The organism is Aeromicrobium sp. Leaf245 (assembly GCF_942548115.1).
In the GTDB taxonomy this organism is placed as follows: domain Bacteria; phylum Actinomycetota; class Actinomycetes; order Propionibacteriales; family Nocardioidaceae; genus Aeromicrobium.
In genome coordinates this window covers 1,125,152-1,140,049 of record NZ_OW824151.1, presented here as the reverse complement: position 1 = coordinate 1,140,049, position 14,898 = coordinate 1,125,152, and the positions used below count along the sequence as shown (strand labels likewise).

Sequence of the window (14,898 nt, the reverse complement as noted above, 5' to 3'; positions counted from 1 at the left end):
CTCGCTCATCTCACCGTCACCTCCGTGCCACGCAGGATCGGGCTGAGCAGGAGCGACGCGGCGTCGGGGACGCGGTCGGCGTCGACACCGGCCACGGCGGCGGCCATCCGGCGCACGTCGTCACGCTGCTGGGCGCTGTCGGTGTCGGCCAGGCTGGGGTTCCAGAAGCCTGCCGAGTCGAGGTTGGCCACGGCAGCGCGCTCGAAGTCCGCCTCGCTGCCGAACTTGCCGTTGTGGCTGTTCTCGACGCCCACGAGCTTGTAGATCTCCGGAGCGACCTGGAACGGGTCGGCCTGGTTGTAGGGCCACTTGCTCGGGTCGTTGGCGTTCTTCTTGAAGACCTTGAGGTCCTCGCACACGGCGCCCAGGGTGTTGGGGAGTCGACCGTTGTCCTTGTCCGGCGCGTCGATGTACTTCACCTTGTTCGGGTCGGTCTGCTCGGTCTCGTCGAGGGTCTTGTTGTCGGGCACCACGGCGTTCTCCCCCAGCTGGTAGCCGGTGGGCTGCTCGGCGAGGAGCTCCAGGTCGATGTGCACGGTGTTGTTGCGCAGGACGCTGTTGAGCTTCGGCAGCACCGTGGCCATGCCGCCCGTGAAGCACGGGAAGGTGCTGGAGTAGTCGGCCGTGACGCTGAGCAGCTCGCGGTTCTGCTTGGCGAGCACCTCGAGGTTCTCGCCGTTGGCGTCGACGAAGTCGGTCAGCGTGTTCGCCAGCCGGGTGCCCTCGTCGAAGAACGCCGCGAGCTGCGTGCGCTTGGCGACGACCGTGTTGCCGGTGACGACCGTGTTCTTCAGCAGGCGCCCGAGGGTGGGCATCTGCGCGGCGTAGCCGTCGGAGACGGTGCCGAGCTTGGTGAGGTCGTCGACCAGCGTCGGGACGTCGGGGTTGAGTGCCGTGAGGTACTCGTTGGCGGACACGAGGGTCTCGCCGAGCTTCTCACCGCGTCCCTCGAGCGCCTGGGAGACCGCCGTGAGCGTGTACGACAGCTCAGCCGGTTCCACGGCCTGCAGCAGCGGGTAGAGGTCGTTGAGCAGCTCCTCGACCTCGATCGGCACCTCGGCGCGCTGGATCGTGTCGCCGGCCTTCAGCCGCTCGCTGCCCGCGTCGTCGGCGGGGATCAGCGCGACGTACTTCTCGCCGAACAGGGTCTTGGGCACGATCTCCGCGGTGACGTCGGCCGGCACCTGGCCGATCAGGTCGGGCTTGAGACCGAGCACGAGTCGCACGCCGCCGTCGCGCGGCTCGACGTCCTTGACCTCGCCCACGATCATGCCGCGCAGCTTGACGTCGGCGGCCTGCGGCAGGTTCAGGCCGGCCTTGCCGGTGTCGACGGTGACGTCGTCGGTGGCCACGAAGGTCTTGGAGAAGAACGCGAACGTCAGCCAGACGAAGAAGGCCATGAGGACGACGAGACCGGCCCCGAGGAGCTTCAGGCTCGTGGGACGCTCGGCGAAGGGAGTGGCAGCCATCGTCAACCTGCCAATCTGACGGTGACGGTCGTGCCCCAGATCGCCATGGAGGCGAGCAGGTCGACGACGTTGACGGCGACGATCGACGTACGGACGGCGCGGCCCACGGCCACACCCACGCCCGCGGGTCCGCCGGAGGCGTAGTAGCCGTAGTAGCAGTGGATCAGGATCACCACGACGGCGAAGATCAGCACCTTGCCGAACGACCACAGCACGTCACCTGGTGGCAGGAACGTCGAGAAGTAGTGGTCGTAGGTCCCGGTGCTCTGCCCGAGGAACTGCGTGATCGTCAATCTGGTCGCGAAGTAGGACGACAGCAGGCCGACGACGTAGAGCGGGACCACGGCGATGAGCCCGGCCAGCACGCGCGTGGTGACGAGGAACTGCATCGACGGCACGGCCATGACCTCGAGCGCGTCGACCTCCTCGGAGATCCGCATGGCGCCGAGCTGCGCGGTGAAGCCGCAGCCGACGGTCGCGGCGAGCGCGATGCCGGCGACGATCGGCGCGATCTCACGCGTGTTGAAGTAGGCCGAGACGAAGCCGGACAGTGCGGCGGTGCCGAGCTGGTCGAGCGCGGCGAAGCCCTGGATGCCGACCTCGGTGCCGGTGAAGAAGCACATGGCCACGATGACGCCGACGGTTCCGCCGATGACGGCGAGGGCGCCGGAACCGAGCGCGACCTCGGCGAGAAGCCGCAGGATCTCGCGGCTGTAGTTCTTGATCGTGAACGGGATGGCCCGCAGGACGCGCAGGTAGAACAGCAGCTGGGTGCCGAGGCCCTCCAGCGCTGCCGCGGGGCGCTCGTAGACGGCACTGATCTTCGTCGCCATGTCACATCCCCTTCGGTGGGACGAGCTGGATGTAGATGGACGACACGAAGAAGTTCACGATGAACAGCAGCAGGAAGGTGATGACGACGGCCTCGTTGACCGCGTCGCCCACGCCCTTCGGGCCGCCCTTGGCGTTCATCCCCTTGTAGGCGGCCACGATGGCCGCGATGTAGCCGAAGATGACGGCCTTCACCATGCCTTGGTACATGTCGGGCAGCTGGGCCAGCGCCGTGAACGAGGCCAGATAGGCCCCTGGTGTGCCGTCCTGCAGCACGACGTTGAACACGTAGCCACCGGCGACACCGACGATCGTCACCAGGCCGTTGAGGAAGACGGCGATGAGCATGGCGGCGAGCACGCGGGGCACGACGAGGCGCTGGATGGGGTCGATGCCCAGCACCATCATCGCGTCGAGCTCCTCGCGGATCTTGCGCGAGCCGAAGTCGGCCGCGATGGCCGAGCCGGCGGCACCGGCGATCAGCAGCGCGGTGGCGATGGGGCCGGCCTCGCGCACCACGGCCAGCACCGCGGCGGAGCCCGTGAACGACTGCGCACCGAACTGCTTGATGAGCCCGCCGACCTGGAGGGCGATGACGGCACCGAAGGGGATCGAGACCAGGGCCGTCGGCACGATCGTCACGGTGACGATGAACCAGGCCTGGGTCAGGAACTCCTTGAGCTGGAAGGGTCGCCGGAACAGCGCGACGGTGACGTCGAGCATGAAGGCGAAGAGGCCACCTGCGATCCGTGCGGGCGCCGCGATCTTGGTTGCGCTCACGCGGTGCTGCCCGGAGCGAGGCTCATGTTCTCGTCGAACGACCCGGGCGGAGGCGTGATGCCGTTGTCGCGGCACCAGGCGCCCGGCTCGCGCTGCGCGACACGGGGACGACCGTCCGACGGCTCGAGCTGGCGCGGGATGGGCGGCAGCGGCGGCATCTCGATCTCGGACTCGGCCGCGAGCTCGTCGGCGTCCTTCTCCTCGGACATGCCGATCGGACCGACGCGCTGGGCGTTGAGGAACTGCGCGACGACGGGCTCGGTGCTCGACAGCAGCATCTCGCGCGGGCCGAACATCGCCAGGTGCTTGTGGTAGAGCAGGCCGATGTTGTCGGGCACGGTGCGGGTGGAGTTGATGTCGTGCGTGACGATGAGGAACGTGGCGTCGATCTGGGCGTTCAGGTCGATGAACAGCTGGTTGATGTAGGCCGTGCGCACCGGGTCGAGGCCGGAGTCGGGCTCGTCGATGAGCAGGATCTCGGGCTCCAGCACGAGTGCGCGGGCCAGGCCGGCACGCTTGCGCATGCCGCCGGAGATCTCGCCGGGGAGCTTGTTCTCCGCACCGGCCAGGCCGACGATGTCCATCTTGTCCATGACGATCTGGCGGATCTCGGACTCGGACTTCTTGGTGTGCTCGCGCAGCGGGAAGGCGCAGTTGTCGTAGAGGTCCATGGAGCCGAACATGGCGCCGTCCTGGAACAGCACGCCGAACAGCTTGCGGATCTCGTAGAGGTCCTTCTCCTTGCACGTCGCGATGTCGACGCCCTCGATCCAGATGTGGCCCTCGTCAGGCTTCAGCAGACCGATCAGCGTCTTGAGGAACACCGACTTGCCCGTGCCGGACGGACCGAGCATCACGGAGATCTCACCCGCGGGGAGGGTCAACGAGACGTCGCCCCAGATCAGCTGCGAGCCGAAGCTCTTCGTCAGGTTCTCGACCTTGACCTCGACGCCCACGGACCCCTCCTCCACTCCAGCTCGGCCGGTCCCCGTACCGGGCCCGCAGTCGATGTGACCCGGGCCACCCAGCCTAACGAATTTCGGGCGACTCGGTTACGAGTTCGCTCCGTCATGATGACCCGCGAGTAACGTGTCGCAGGTCTCAGAGACCGTACCCCATGCAACTGCGAGTCACAAAGGTGGCCTCGGTCACGTCCCTGACCCTGCCGTTCGGCCCGTCAGCGGAGCGCGACGGCCGCTCGGGCGATCGGCGCGCCGCCGCCTCCGGACACGACGAGACCCCCGCCGACCCGGTCGGAACCGGGTCTGCGGGGGTCTGCGTCGACGTCACGTGGACGTCAGGCTGACAGCCAGGTCACTTGAGCGTGACGGTGGCGCCGGCGGCCTCGAGGGCCTCCTTGGCCTTCTCGGCGGCATCCTTGGCGACCTTCTCCAGGACGGGCTTCGGAGCGCCCTCGACGAGGTCCTTGGCCTCCTTCAGGCCGAGGCTCGTGAGACCGCGCACCTCCTTGATGACCTGGATCTTCTTGTCGCCGGCCGACTCGAGGACGACGTCGAACTCGTCCTGCTCGGCGGCGTCGCCACCGGCGTCGCCACCGGCGGCAGCGGGGGCCGCAGCGGCCACGGCCACGGGGGCAGCGGCGGTGACCTCGAAGGTCTCCTCGAAGGCCTTCACGAACTCGGAGAGCTCGATGAGGGTCAGTTCCTTGAATGCGTCGAGCAGCTCGTCGGTGCTGAGCTTCGCCATGATGTGGCGTCCTTTCGTTGGTGAGACCCCGAGGGGGTCCCGATCAGATCGGGCGTTCAGCCCTCGGTGGAGTCGGTCTCGGCGGGAGCCTCGACCTCGGGTGTTGCCTCGGCCGCGGGGGCCTCGGCAGCAGTGTCGGTGGAAGCGTCGGCGGGAGCCTCTTCGGCCTTCTTCGCCTCGAGGGCCGCCACGAGGCGGGCCGTCTGGGCGAGCGGGGCGTTGAAGAGGGACGCGGCGTTCTGAAGGCTGCCCTTCATGGCGCCGGCGAGCTTGGCGAGGAGGACCTCGCGCGACTCGAGGTCCGCCAGCTTCTTGACCTCGTCGGCATCGAGCGACTTCCCGTCGAGGAAGCCTCCCTTGATGACGAGGGTGGTGTTCGCCTTCGCGAAGTCACGCAGACCCTTGGCGGCCTCGACGACGTCGCCCTTGATGAAGGCGATGGCGGTCGGGCCGGTGAGCAGGTCGTCCGACAGGTCGACCCCGGCCTCCTTGGCCGCGATCCTCGTCAGCGTGTTCTTGGCGACGGCATAGCTCGCACCCTCACCGAGCGAGCGCCGCAGTTCCTGCAGCTGCTTCACGGTGAGACCGCGGTACTCGGTGAGGACGATGCCGTCGGAGTCGCGCAGGCTCTGCGTGAGCTCGGCGACGGCAGCAACCTTGTCCGGGCTTGCCATGGGTCTCCTTCTGGTGGTCGTTGCCTCGACCGACGCACGCGCTGCGGTGCACGTCGTCGGGAGGTCCTGACGGACCCACCTCTGAAGGACACCTGCGCGGGCCGCCTCGTTCGAGGCACTTCGCGGGCCCTTGCGGGACCCGGCCAGCGGTCTTCGGCGTGGTCAGTCTACGCACGAGCCCCCGCCGCACCAAATCGGTGCGACGGGGGCTCGTGCGGAGCGCTGGTCGAGCGGCGTCACCCGGCAGGTGCCGGGTGGGCTCGCTCGGACTCAGGCACCGCCCATCTGGGAGAGGTCGACGTCGGAGATCTGGTCCTTCGCCGGCGCCTCGATGGTGACGTCCTCGCCCCACTTGGTGTAGTCCATGGTCATCTTCGTGCCCGCGACGTCCATGAGGATGCGACGCGGCAGGTTGTCCGGGCCGATGTACATCGTGTACGTGAGGGTGTCGGGGACCTGCGCGGCGTCCTGGCCGGTGGCACCCAGCTGCTCGGTGAGCTTGCTGGAGTCCACGGTCACGACGTACGGGGTGGCCTCGACGCCGTCGAGCTTCTCCGCGTCGCCCTTCTGCTCGAAGCCGGTGACGGCCTCCTGCATCTGCTCGATCTGCTTGGAGGGGTCGACGCTGTCGAGGAGACCGCCGTACTGCTCGCCCAGCGGGTTGTCCTTGTCGTTGAGGTCGATCTTCGTGAACTTGTTCTGCGTCATCGAGCCCATGTTCATGTAGAGCACGCCGTCGATGAGGCGCATCTCCATCTCGCCCTGGGCGCCGAGCGTCATGGTCATGCTCATGGCGGAGTCGGCAGCGGACTTGCCGGTCGACACGTCGCCGGAGGCCTTGATGTCCTGGCCACCGACGCCGAACGCCATCTCGACGTGGCTGGTCTTGGCGTCCTGCTGGGCCTTGGTCACCTCCGTGAAGAAGTTCTCCTGGGTGAGCTCGGTGTCGGCCTTCTCGCCGACCGAGGACGTGTCTCCCTTGGCGCCGGAGGAGTCGTCACCACCACAGGCGGCGAGGCCGAGGCCGGCGGTCAGGACGATGGCCACCGCGGCGGCGGACTTCTTGAGGCGCAGGTTCATGTTTGGATCATACCTCTCACTTCGCCCGATCCGGCGTCCGGTCGGCCAATTCCGGACGTCCGTCCGGCGACGGGCGAGGATCGCCGCGCCGGCGGACCGAGCCGAGAGGCGCCAGGTGTGACATGGTCGGGCGAAGCGATCGAGGAGGTCCGATGAGCACCGTCGTCGGGGGAACGATCGAGCAGCAGGAGCTCGAGCTGGAGCGCTACGCCGTGCTCAGCGAGCCCGTGGGCCGCGACCTGCAGGCGCTCGTCGACCTCGTCGCGCAGGCGTGCGACGTGCCCAGCGCAGCGATCAACATCATCACGCGCAACCAGCAGCACCAGATCGTCGCGACGGCCGGCATCGAGCCGTCCGTCTGCTCCCGGTCGGACTCCATGTGCGCCGCCGTGATGGCCGAGACCGGGAACGTGGTCGTGCCCGACGCCACGCAGGACGAGCGGTTCCGCACCAACCCGTTCGTCACCGGCGACATCGGCGCCGTGCGGTTCTACGCGTCGGCGCCGTTGATCACGCCCGACGACGTGCACCTCGGCCGGCTGTGCCTGTTCGACGAGACCGCGCGGACCCTGACGTCCGCGCAGGAGGTCTCGTTGCGCACCGTGGCCGGGCAGGTGATGGACGTCCTCGAGCTGCGCCTGCGCACCCGCGAGCTGGAGCGGGCCAACCACCACCTGGCGCTCTTCGCGGGCCAGGTCAGCCACGACCTGCGCAGCCCGCTCACCGCCATCCTCGCCAACGCCGAGCTGCTCGAGACCGAGCCCGTGGTGGTCACCCACGACGACCTCGGCGCCGTCGTGCGCGCCGTGTCGGAGGCGGGCCGGCGGATGAACCGCATGATCGAGGAGATGCTCGACTTCGCGGTCCGCGGTGGCCGGCTGTCGCTCGTCGACACCCCGCTGGAGCACGTGTTCACGCTGGCCCTCGCGGACCTGGAGCCCGTGGTGCGCCGCGGTGGCGCGACGATCACCGTCGAGTCGCTGCCCACCGTGGCCGCCGACGCCGACATGCTCTACTCCGTCGTGCTCAACCTGCTGACCAACGCGCTCAAGTTCACCCGTGAGGGCGTGCCCGCCCAGGTGGTCGTGAGCGCCGAGCGACACGGCGACGCGTGGCGGGTCGTCGTGGCCGACAACGGGCGCGGCATCGAGCCCTCTCGCCGGAGCGCGGTCTTCGACCTGTACGACCGCGGCGACGACCCCGGCGGGCACGGCATCGGCCTGGCCACCACGCGTCGCCTGGTTCGTGCGCACGGGGGTCGGGTGGGCGTGGGCGAGTCGCCCACCGGTGGCGCCGCGGTGTGGTTCGAGCTGCCCGCGAGGTAGCCGGCGGCGAGTTCCGAGATGTGGATCTCGTGGGGAGCTCGTGGGGGACTCGTGTGGATCTGGGCTCCGTAGCGTTCTAGCCATCACCTCGACCACGGTCGAGCCCCACCGGTCCACACAGGAAGAACCCCCATGAACACCAAGAAGGTCCTCGTCCCCCTCGCCACCCTGCTCGCCGCCGGCGCCGTCGCCATCGGCTCGGGCGCCACGTTCACCTCGAGCACCGCCAACACCATCAGCTCGGTGACCTCCGGCACCCTGTCGCACACCAACTCCAAGAGCAACGCCGCGGTCTTCAACCTCACGAACATCAAGCCCGGCGACGTCGTCAACGGCAGCCTGACCATCACCAACACCGGCTCGCTGCCGGCCGCGTTCAGCCTGACCGAGACCACGTCGACGAACCAGTTCGCCGACGACGCCCTGACCCTCACCATCACGAACACGACCTCGGGAACCCAGGTCTACAGCGGCAACTTCGGCGGTCTCGTCGACGGCAAGAAGAACGCCCTGGGCACCGTCGAGCCCGGCGTCGTGGGCAACTACACCTTCTCGGTGCGCCTCGCCGACACCGCCGACAACACGCAGCAGGGCAAGACCGCCTCCGCCGCGTACAGCTGGGACTCCACGCAGCTCTCGGCCACCACCACCAACCAGTGAGACTCGCCCGGACGCCGGCCGTGAGGGAGGCCGACGTCCGGGTGCCCCCGGCCACCAGGGGTGGTCCGCGCGCCTGACTGGGTTCGCGGACCACGGCCGGACGCAGGACACGTGCTGGTCCCCGTACGAGGAGAGGGACCGCACGTTACGACCACCCGCCACGAGCAGGAGAAGGAGAACGTCATGACCATCCCGCACCGCCGCACCCCCCGACGCGCGAGCCGGGTCCTCCCGGTCATCGTCAACTCCCTCCTGCTCGTGGCGACCGTGGCCGGACTGGCCTACCTGGCGCCCAGCCTGCTGGGCTACGAGCGCTACGTCATCACCGGCGGGTCCATGTCCGGCTCGATCGAGAAGGGCGCGGTCGCCTTCGAGAAGGCCACCCCCGTCGCCGACCTCGCCGTGGGCGACGTCATCACCTACCAGCCTCCGGCCGACAGCGGCGTCACCAACCTGGTGACGCACCGCATCACCGACATCGCCACCTCCGAGAGCGGCGCACCCCTGTTCCGCACCCAGGGCGACGCCAACCCGCAGCCCGACCCCTGGTCCTTCTCGCTCACCGCGCCGGACCAGCCCGTGGTCGAGTTCCACGTGCCGCACGTCGGCTGGGCGCTCGTGGCGCTCGCCGACCGGGACACGCGCCTGCTCGTGATCGGCGTGCCGGCCGGCCTCATCGCCCTCGTCAGTGCCGTCGAGCTGGTCGGCGCCCTGCGCAGCGGGGGACGACGTCGCGACCGCGCCGAGGCGCCCGTCCAGCCGCCCGCGCAGCCGGTCGTCCAGCCGATCGCCCCCCTGGTCCCCGTCCAGCTCCCGGTCCCCGTGACCGTCCACTCCTGACCGTTTCCGTGGAGGTCGTGTGACCTTCCCGTGGGGTCCCCGTGGAGTCGACCTCCCTACCGTTGAGGACATGAGCATGAACGCCCGTCACCGAGCACCGTCGCCCCTGCGGGGCCGCGCGCCGCTGGCGGGCGTCGTCGTGGTCCTGGTCGCGCTCGCGTTCTCCGTGACCGGCTTCTCGTCGGCGAGCTTCTCGGCCCGCACCGTCAACCCGGTCGGCACCGTGACGGCCGCGTCGGACTGGACGCCGCCGACCGTCGCGGTCACGCAGCCGGCTGGCAGCACCGTGAACGGCACCACGACGATCGCCGCCACCGCGAGCGACGCGCAGTCGGGCGTCGCCCAGGTGGTCCTGCAGTACCAGCCCGCCGACGCGTCGAGCTGGGTCACGCTGTGCACGGACGCCACCGCCCCCTACTCCTGCTCCTGGGACACCCGGGCGAGCGGCGCGACCCCGGACGGTCCGTACGACCTGCGTGCCATCGCCACCGACAAGGCGGGCTACAGCACCACGTCCGAGGTCGTGCGGACCTACGTCGCCAACACCTTCGCGGTCGTCCTGGCGCCGCTCGGCGAGGTCCTGACCGGGACCACGACCGCATCGATGACCGTCTACAACGCGGGCATCGGCTTCGGCTCCGTCCGCCTCGAGTACGCACCGGCCGGGACGACCCGGTGGACGACGGCGTGCAGCGCCTTCCTGCTGATCAACACGGCCTCCAGCTGCCAGTGGAACACCGCAACGGTGCCCGACGGCACGTACGACCTGCGCGCCACCTACTCCGGCTCCGCGTCGACGGTCCAGACCGACGTCCTCGTCGACAACACCAGGCCCGCCGTCACGATGACCGACCCGGGCACGCCGCTGAGCGGCTCGCGCACCTTCGCGGCCACCGCCACCGACGCCGGCTCCGGGGTCGAGACGGTCGAGCTGCAGTACTCCCAGGGCACCACCGGCACGTGGAAGGCGCTGTGCACCGTCGCGGCTGCCCCGTGGTCGTGCCGCTACGACACCACGGCGCTGGCCGGCGGCACCTATGCGTTCCGCGCCGTGGCCACCGACGCCGCCGGGCTGCAGACGACCTCCGCGATCGTGGCCAACCGGGTCGTCGACAACACGGTCTCCTCGGTGTCGCTGGCCGACCCCGGCCAGTACCTCACCGGCACCGTCACCCTGACCGCGTCCGCCAACGCCTCCGCCGGGATCACCTCGGTCCGGATCCAGCGCGCACCGGCCGGCGGAACCACGTGGACCGACGTGTGCACCGACACGACCGCCCCCTACAGCTGCGCCTTCGACACCAAGGCCGTCGGCGACGGCAGCTACGACCTGCGCGCCCAGCTGGTCGACGTCCGAGGCACCACGACGACCTCCGCCGTCGTGGGTGCCCGATTCGTCGACAACAGCCCGCTGCGGGCCCTCGACGTGCAGGCCTCCAACGGCGGCGGCACGTTGGGTCGGCTCGACAACGGCGACTCGCTCATCCTGACCTACAGCGAGAAGCTGGCTCCCGCCTCCGTCGTCGCCGGATGGGACGGCAGCGCGCGGCCGGTGACGGTGCGGCTGCGCGACGGCAACGTCTCTCCCATCGGCGGCGGCGCCAAGGACGACACCATCGACGTGCCCGGCGTGAACCTCGGTGCGGTGAACCTCAAGGCCGACTACGTCAAGAGCGGCAAGACCGTCCAGTGGTCCGGCACGATGACGGCGACCACGGTCACCGTGGGCACCACGACCCGTACCGTCGTCACCGTCGCGCTGGGTGGGGTGACCTCGGGCTCGGGCCTGCGCACCGTGACCACCGCAGCGACCATGATGTGGACGCCGTCCGCGGCCGCCACCGACCTGTCCGGCCAGAAGTGCTCGACGGCCCCGGCCGTCGAGACCGGCACCGCCGACCGGGACTTCTGATGGCACGCGTCGCTCCGTCGCACCTCGCGCCGGCCGGCACGGCCCTGCTCGGGCTGCTGCTCGGACGGGCGGCCGTGTCCACCGCGCACGAGCCGTACGCGTCGGTGCTGCTGGGGGTCCTGGCCGCCATCGCGCTCCTCTCGGCGGCCCGCCTGGGCACGGCCCGGTGCATCGAGTCGCGGGTGGCTGCGACCGCGGTGGCCCTGGCGACGGTGACGGGCGTCGTGCTCGCCAGCACCGTGGGTCCTCCCGGCTCGACACCGCACCCGGTCGACGTCACGGTGGTCGCACTTGCGCTGGCGGCCGCGGCGGTCCTGACCCTGGTGGTGGCACCCGAGCCGGAGCGCGCGCCCGCAGGTGACCTCTATGCTCGATGAGGTGTCTCACACTCTCTTGATCGTCGAGGACGACGACCAGATCGCCGCTCCCCTGATCCGCACGCTGGAGCGCGAGGAGCACCTGGTCGAGCGCGTGGCCACCGGCACCGAAGCCCTGGAGCGGCTGGCCGTCGGCGGCGTCGACCTGGTGCTGCTCGACCTCGGCCTGCCCGACCTCGACGGGCTCGAGGTCTGCCGGAGGGCCCGGGCGGACGGGTTCGAGGGCGGCATCATGATCCTGACCGCCCGCGGTGGAGAGCTCGACCGCGTCGTCGGTCTGGACGTCGGCGCGGACGACTACCTCGCCAAGCCCTTCGCCCTGGCCGAGCTGCTCGCCCGGGTCCGGGCACTGCTGCGGCGCAGCGCCCGGCCAGGACCCGAGGTCGCCCCCGCGCCTCCCGTGTCGTCCCCGACCGGCGGGGTTCGCGTCGACCGCGACACCCGGCGCGCCTGGGTGGGCGACTCCGAGCTCACGTTGACGGTCAAGGAGTTCGACGTGCTGGCGCTGGTCGAGGCCGCCGGCGGCAGCGTCGTCACGCGCGAGCGCGTGATGGACGAGGTGTGGGACGAGAACTGGTTCGGCTCCACCAAGACGCTCGACACCACGATCGGCCGGCTGCGCCAGAAGCTCGAGGACGCCGAGGCCCCGGGCCGCGTCGTCACCGTGCGGGGCGTCGGCTTCCGCTGGGAGATCGACGCCGCGGATGCGTGACCGCCTGGTCGCGACCTTCGTCGGGCTGACCCTGCTCGTGCTCGCGCTGTTCGCCGTCGCGGCGTCCTACGTGGTGGCCGACGTCGTGCAGGACCAGGAGCGCGAGCGCGCCGATCGCACCGCCGCCCTGGTGGCGGCCGCGGTGGGTGCCCGGCTGACCACGGGAGCGACCGTCGACCAGGACTACCTCGCGTCCCTGCTGCGGGACGACGAGCGCGTGGTCTACCGGACCTCCGGCGGTGAGCGCCTCGCGGCAGGGCGCACGGCCGCCGACGGACCGCGCAGTACCCGGACGGTCGACGGTGGCGGGAGCGTGACCCTCGGCCTCTCCGGGCGGTCGATGACCGACCGTGTGTCGGCCGGAGTCCTGCCGCTGGTCCTGCTCTCCCTCGCGCTCGCCGCATTCGCGGGCGTCGTGGCGGTGGTGATGGCACGACGCTTCGCCCGGCCCTTCGGCGAGCTCTCGGTCGTGGCCGCCGAGATCGGGGCGGGCCGCTTCGACACGCCGGTCCCCCGCTACCGGGTCCGGGAGGCCGACGAGCTGGGCCGTGCGCTGCGCGACACCGGTCGCCGGCTCGACGTCCTGCTGGAGCGTGAGCGCTCGCTGGCCGTGACCGCCTCGCACGAGCTCCGCACGCCCATCACCGCCCTGCGCCTCTCGCTGGAGGACCTCACGCTCTGGAAGCAGGTGCCGCCCGAGGTGGCAGCGGAGCTGACCAGCGCGATCGCCGCCGTGGACCGGCTGGGCGTCGCGGTCACCGAGCTGCTCGAGGAACGTCGCGACGACGCCCTCGACGACGAGGTCGCCCTGGACCTCGTGGACCTCACGTCCACCGTCGCCGAGCGCTGGCGGGAACGGCTGTCCGAGCAGGGTCGCGATCTCGTCCTCACGTCGCGGGCGCCCGTCCCGGCCAAGGTGGCCCCCGAGCCGGTGCGGCAGGTCGTCGACGCCCTGCTGGCACAGGCGACCGACGGCGGCACGGGCAACGTCACCGTCGACGTGTCGACGCTGCGCACCGTGCTGCGCGTGCGCGTGACCGACCAGGGACCACGTCGCCTGCCGAGCGGCGTGCTGCACGGCGACGCCGGGGTCGACGGCCTGGCCGAGGCTGCCGTGACCGCCGAGTCGGTCGGCGGCTACGTCACCGTGCAGGACGCACCGCAGTCACGCGTGATGCTGATCCTGCCCCACCACTGAGGTCGCGCCCCCGGACGCACGGACCCCCTCCGCCCGAGGGGCGGAGGGGGTCCGGTGTCGGCTGGAGGCTCAGGCCTCGTCGGCCGACGTGAAGTTCCGCAGGTGCGTCGTGTCGACGGGGACACCCGGGCCGTTCGTCGTGGAGACGGTGATCTTCTTCAGGTACCGACCCTTGGAGCTGGCCGGCTTGAGACGCAGGATCTCCTCGAGGGCCGCGCCGTAGTTCTCGGCGAGCTGCTCGGCCGAGAACGAGGCCTTGCCGATCACGAAGTGCAGGTTGGCGTGACGGTCGACGCGGAACTGGACCTTGCCGCCCTTGATGTCGCCGACGGCCTTGGCGACGTCGGTGGTCACCGTGCCGGTCTTCGGGTTCGGCATCAGGTTGCGCGGGCCGAGGACGCGGCCGAGCCGGCCGACCTTGCCCATCATGTCGGGCGTGGCGACGACGGCGTCGAAGTCGAGCCAGCCCTCGTTGACCTTGTCGACGAGCTCGTCGGCACCCACGTGGTCGGCGCCGGCCTCACGGGCGGCGTCGGCGTTGGCACCGGTCGCGAAGACCAGGACCCGAGCGGTCTTGCCGGTGCCGTGGGGCAGGTTGACGGTGCCGCGCACCATCTGGTCGGCCTTGCGGGGGTCGACGCCGAGGCGGACGGAGACGTCGACCGTGGAGTCGTAGTTCTTGCTGCCCGACTCCTTGGCCAGCGTGGTGGCCTCGAGCGGGGTGTAGACGGCGTCCTTGTCGATCTTCTCGGCGACGGCGCGGTACGCCTTGCTGTGCTGTGTCATGTCTGGCTTCCTTCGGTGTGCACCAGGTGTGGTCTCGCGGGCCCAGCCGGCCCTGCCACGTGTTGCTGGTCGGGGTGGGTGTGTCAGTCGGTGGTGACGCCCATGGAGCGGGCGGTTCCCTCGACGATCTTCATGGCCTGGTCGAGGTCGTTCGCGTTCAGGTCAGGCAGCTTGGTCGTGGCGATCTCGCGGATCTGGTCCTTGCTGAGCTTGCCGACCTTGTCGGTGTGCGGCGTGGACGAGCCCTTGGACAGACCGGCGGCCTTCTTGATCAGCTCGGCGGCCGGCGGCGTCTTGGTCACGAACGTGAACGAGCGGTCCTCGTAGATCGTGATCTCGACGGGGACGACGTTGCCGCGCATGGACTCCGTGGCGGCGTTGTACGCCTTGCAGAACTCCATGATGTTCACGCCGTGCGGGCCGAGCGCGGTACCGACGGGGGGCGCCGGGTTCGCCATGCCGGCGTTGAGCTGCACCTTGACGAGTGCGGCGACCTTCTTCTTGGGAGGCATTGTTCTTCGGGTCCTTCTGTGGATGGGTGGTGCAG

At 70.1% G+C, this 14,898-nt stretch carries 16 protein-coding genes; 7 read left to right on the top strand and 9 right to left on the bottom strand.

Annotation, left to right across the window (positions count from 1 at the left end; genetic code table 11):
* Positions 1 to 5 precede the first annotated feature (5 nt).
* The 7 genes from NBW76_RS05690 to NBW76_RS05660 form a co-directional block, all read right to left on the bottom strand.
* Positions 6 to 1,469, bottom strand: a complete 1,464-nt coding sequence (locus NBW76_RS05690; RefSeq protein WP_055964211.1) for an MCE family protein — start codon at positions 1,467 to 1,469, stop codon at positions 6 to 8.
* Positions 1,470 to 1,471: 2 nt separating this feature from the next.
* Complete coding sequence (locus NBW76_RS05685) at positions 1,472 to 2,302, bottom strand: ABC transporter permease (RefSeq protein ID WP_055964208.1); 831 nt, start codon at positions 2,300 to 2,302, stop codon at positions 1,472 to 1,474.
* Between the two features lies 1 nt (position 2,303).
* A complete protein-coding gene (locus tag NBW76_RS05680) occupies positions 2,304 to 3,023 on the bottom strand; it encodes an ABC transporter permease (protein ID WP_082480398.1) in 720 nt (239 codons plus the stop codon).
* Between the two features lie 53 nt (positions 3,024 to 3,076).
* A complete protein-coding gene (locus NBW76_RS05675; RefSeq protein WP_055966233.1) occupies positions 3,077 to 4,036 on the bottom strand; it encodes an ABC transporter ATP-binding protein in 960 nt (319 codons plus the stop codon).
* A 358-nt stretch (positions 4,037 to 4,394) separates the two neighbouring features.
* Positions 4,395 to 4,787, bottom strand: a complete 393-nt coding sequence (gene rplL / locus NBW76_RS05670) for a 50S ribosomal protein L7/L12 (RefSeq protein WP_055964201.1) — start codon at positions 4,785 to 4,787, stop codon at positions 4,395 to 4,397.
* Between the two features lie 56 nt (positions 4,788 to 4,843).
* Positions 4,844 to 5,461 (bottom strand): 50S ribosomal protein L10, encoded by a 618-nt coding sequence (gene rplJ / locus NBW76_RS05665; RefSeq protein WP_056555868.1) that lies wholly within the window; start codon positions 5,459 to 5,461, stop codon positions 4,844 to 4,846.
* A gap of 270 nt (positions 5,462 to 5,731) precedes the next feature.
* Positions 5,732 to 6,541, bottom strand: a complete 810-nt coding sequence (locus NBW76_RS05660; RefSeq protein ID WP_056555872.1) for a hypothetical protein — start codon at positions 6,539 to 6,541, stop codon at positions 5,732 to 5,734.
* A 152-nt stretch (positions 6,542 to 6,693) separates the two neighbouring features.
* On the opposite strand from NBW76_RS05660, the gene NBW76_RS05655 reads away from it, so the two are divergent.
* The 7 genes from NBW76_RS05655 (at position 6,694) to NBW76_RS05625 (ending at position 13,565) form a co-directional block, all read left to right on the top strand.
* Entirely contained in the window at positions 6,694 to 7,866 is a 1,173-nt protein-coding gene (locus NBW76_RS05655; RefSeq protein WP_056555875.1) for a GAF domain-containing sensor histidine kinase, read from the top strand.
* Between the two features lie 132 nt (positions 7,867 to 7,998).
* Positions 7,999 to 8,526, top strand: a complete 528-nt coding sequence (locus tag NBW76_RS05650; RefSeq protein ID WP_056555878.1) for a TasA family protein — start codon at positions 7,999 to 8,001, stop codon at positions 8,524 to 8,526.
* Positions 8,527 to 8,709: 183 nt separating this feature from the next.
* Positions 8,710 to 9,366 carry a signal peptidase I gene (locus NBW76_RS05645; RefSeq protein ID WP_056555888.1) on the top strand — a complete coding sequence of 219 codons (657 nt, stop codon included), beginning with the start codon at positions 8,710 to 8,712 and terminating at the stop codon, positions 9,364 to 9,366.
* 70 nt (positions 9,367 to 9,436) lie between these two features.
* Positions 9,437 to 11,278 (top strand): Ig-like domain-containing protein, encoded by a 1,842-nt coding sequence (locus tag NBW76_RS05640; RefSeq protein ID WP_156364855.1) that lies wholly within the window; start codon positions 9,437 to 9,439, stop codon positions 11,276 to 11,278.
* The gene (locus tag NBW76_RS05635) at positions 11,278 to 11,655 is read left to right on the top strand and encodes a hypothetical protein (RefSeq protein ID WP_055964182.1); all 378 of its coding nucleotides are present in this window, start codon (positions 11,278 to 11,280) and stop codon (positions 11,653 to 11,655) included. Before NBW76_RS05640 ends, NBW76_RS05635 begins: the two co-directional genes overlap by 1 nt.
* On the top strand, positions 11,645 to 12,367 hold the full coding sequence (locus tag NBW76_RS05630) for a response regulator transcription factor (protein ID WP_056555893.1): 723 nt from the start codon (positions 11,645 to 11,647) through the stop codon (positions 12,365 to 12,367). The genes NBW76_RS05635 and NBW76_RS05630 overlap by 11 nt, the downstream gene beginning before the upstream one ends.
* Positions 12,360 to 13,565 carry a HAMP domain-containing sensor histidine kinase gene (locus NBW76_RS05625; RefSeq protein ID WP_056555911.1) on the top strand — a complete coding sequence of 402 codons (1,206 nt, stop codon included), beginning with the start codon at positions 12,360 to 12,362 and terminating at the stop codon, positions 13,563 to 13,565. The genes NBW76_RS05630 and NBW76_RS05625 overlap by 8 nt, the downstream gene beginning before the upstream one ends.
* A gap of 69 nt (positions 13,566 to 13,634) precedes the next feature.
* Here NBW76_RS05625 and rplA read toward each other — a convergent pair whose 3' ends face one another.
* Together rplA and rplK are read right to left on the bottom strand one after the other, a co-directional pair.
* Positions 13,635 to 14,351, bottom strand: a complete 717-nt coding sequence (gene rplA / locus NBW76_RS05620) for a 50S ribosomal protein L1 (protein WP_055964173.1) — start codon at positions 14,349 to 14,351, stop codon at positions 13,635 to 13,637.
* 83 nt (positions 14,352 to 14,434) lie between these two features.
* On the bottom strand, positions 14,435 to 14,863 hold the full coding sequence (gene rplK / locus NBW76_RS05615; protein WP_055964170.1) for a 50S ribosomal protein L11: 429 nt from the start codon (positions 14,861 to 14,863) through the stop codon (positions 14,435 to 14,437).
* Positions 14,864 to 14,898 lie beyond the last annotated feature (35 nt).

Coding starts and splice junctions, on each gene's coding strand:
- NBW76_RS05690 (WP_055964211.1), bottom strand. CDS start 1,469: ATGGCTGCCACTCCCTTCGCCGAGCGTCCCACGAGCCTGAAGCTCCTC.
- NBW76_RS05685 (WP_055964208.1), bottom strand. CDS start 2,302: ATGGCGACGAAGATCAGTGCCGTCTACGAGCGCCCCGCGGCAGCGCTG.
- NBW76_RS05680 (WP_082480398.1), bottom strand. CDS start 3,023: ATGCTCGACGTCACCGTCGCGCTGTTCCGGCGACCCTTCCAGCTCAAG.
- rplL (WP_055964201.1), bottom strand. CDS start 4,787: ATGGCGAAGCTCAGCACCGACGAGCTGCTCGACGCATTCAAGGAACTG.
- rplJ (WP_056555868.1), bottom strand. CDS start 5,461: ATGGCAAGCCCGGACAAGGTTGCTGCCGTCGCCGAGCTCACGCAGAGC.
- NBW76_RS05660 (WP_056555872.1), bottom strand. CDS start 6,541: ATGAACCTGCGCCTCAAGAAGTCCGCCGCCGCGGTGGCCATCGTCCTG.
- NBW76_RS05655 (WP_056555875.1), top strand. CDS start 6,694: ATGAGCACCGTCGTCGGGGGAACGATCGAGCAGCAGGAGCTCGAGCTG.
- NBW76_RS05650 (WP_056555878.1), top strand. CDS start 7,999: ATGAACACCAAGAAGGTCCTCGTCCCCCTCGCCACCCTGCTCGCCGCC.
- NBW76_RS05645 (WP_056555888.1), top strand. CDS start 8,710: ATGACCATCCCGCACCGCCGCACCCCCCGACGCGCGAGCCGGGTCCTC.
- NBW76_RS05640 (WP_156364855.1), top strand. CDS start 9,437: ATGAGCATGAACGCCCGTCACCGAGCACCGTCGCCCCTGCGGGGCCGC.
- NBW76_RS05635 (WP_055964182.1), top strand. CDS start 11,278: ATGGCACGCGTCGCTCCGTCGCACCTCGCGCCGGCCGGCACGGCCCTG.
- NBW76_RS05630 (WP_056555893.1), top strand. CDS start 11,645: ATGCTCGATGAGGTGTCTCACACTCTCTTGATCGTCGAGGACGACGAC.
- NBW76_RS05625 (WP_056555911.1), top strand. CDS start 12,360: ATGCGTGACCGCCTGGTCGCGACCTTCGTCGGGCTGACCCTGCTCGTG.
- rplA (WP_055964173.1), bottom strand. CDS start 14,351: ATGACACAGCACAGCAAGGCGTACCGCGCCGTCGCCGAGAAGATCGAC.
- rplK (WP_055964170.1), bottom strand. CDS start 14,863: ATGCCTCCCAAGAAGAAGGTCGCCGCACTCGTCAAGGTGCAGCTCAAC.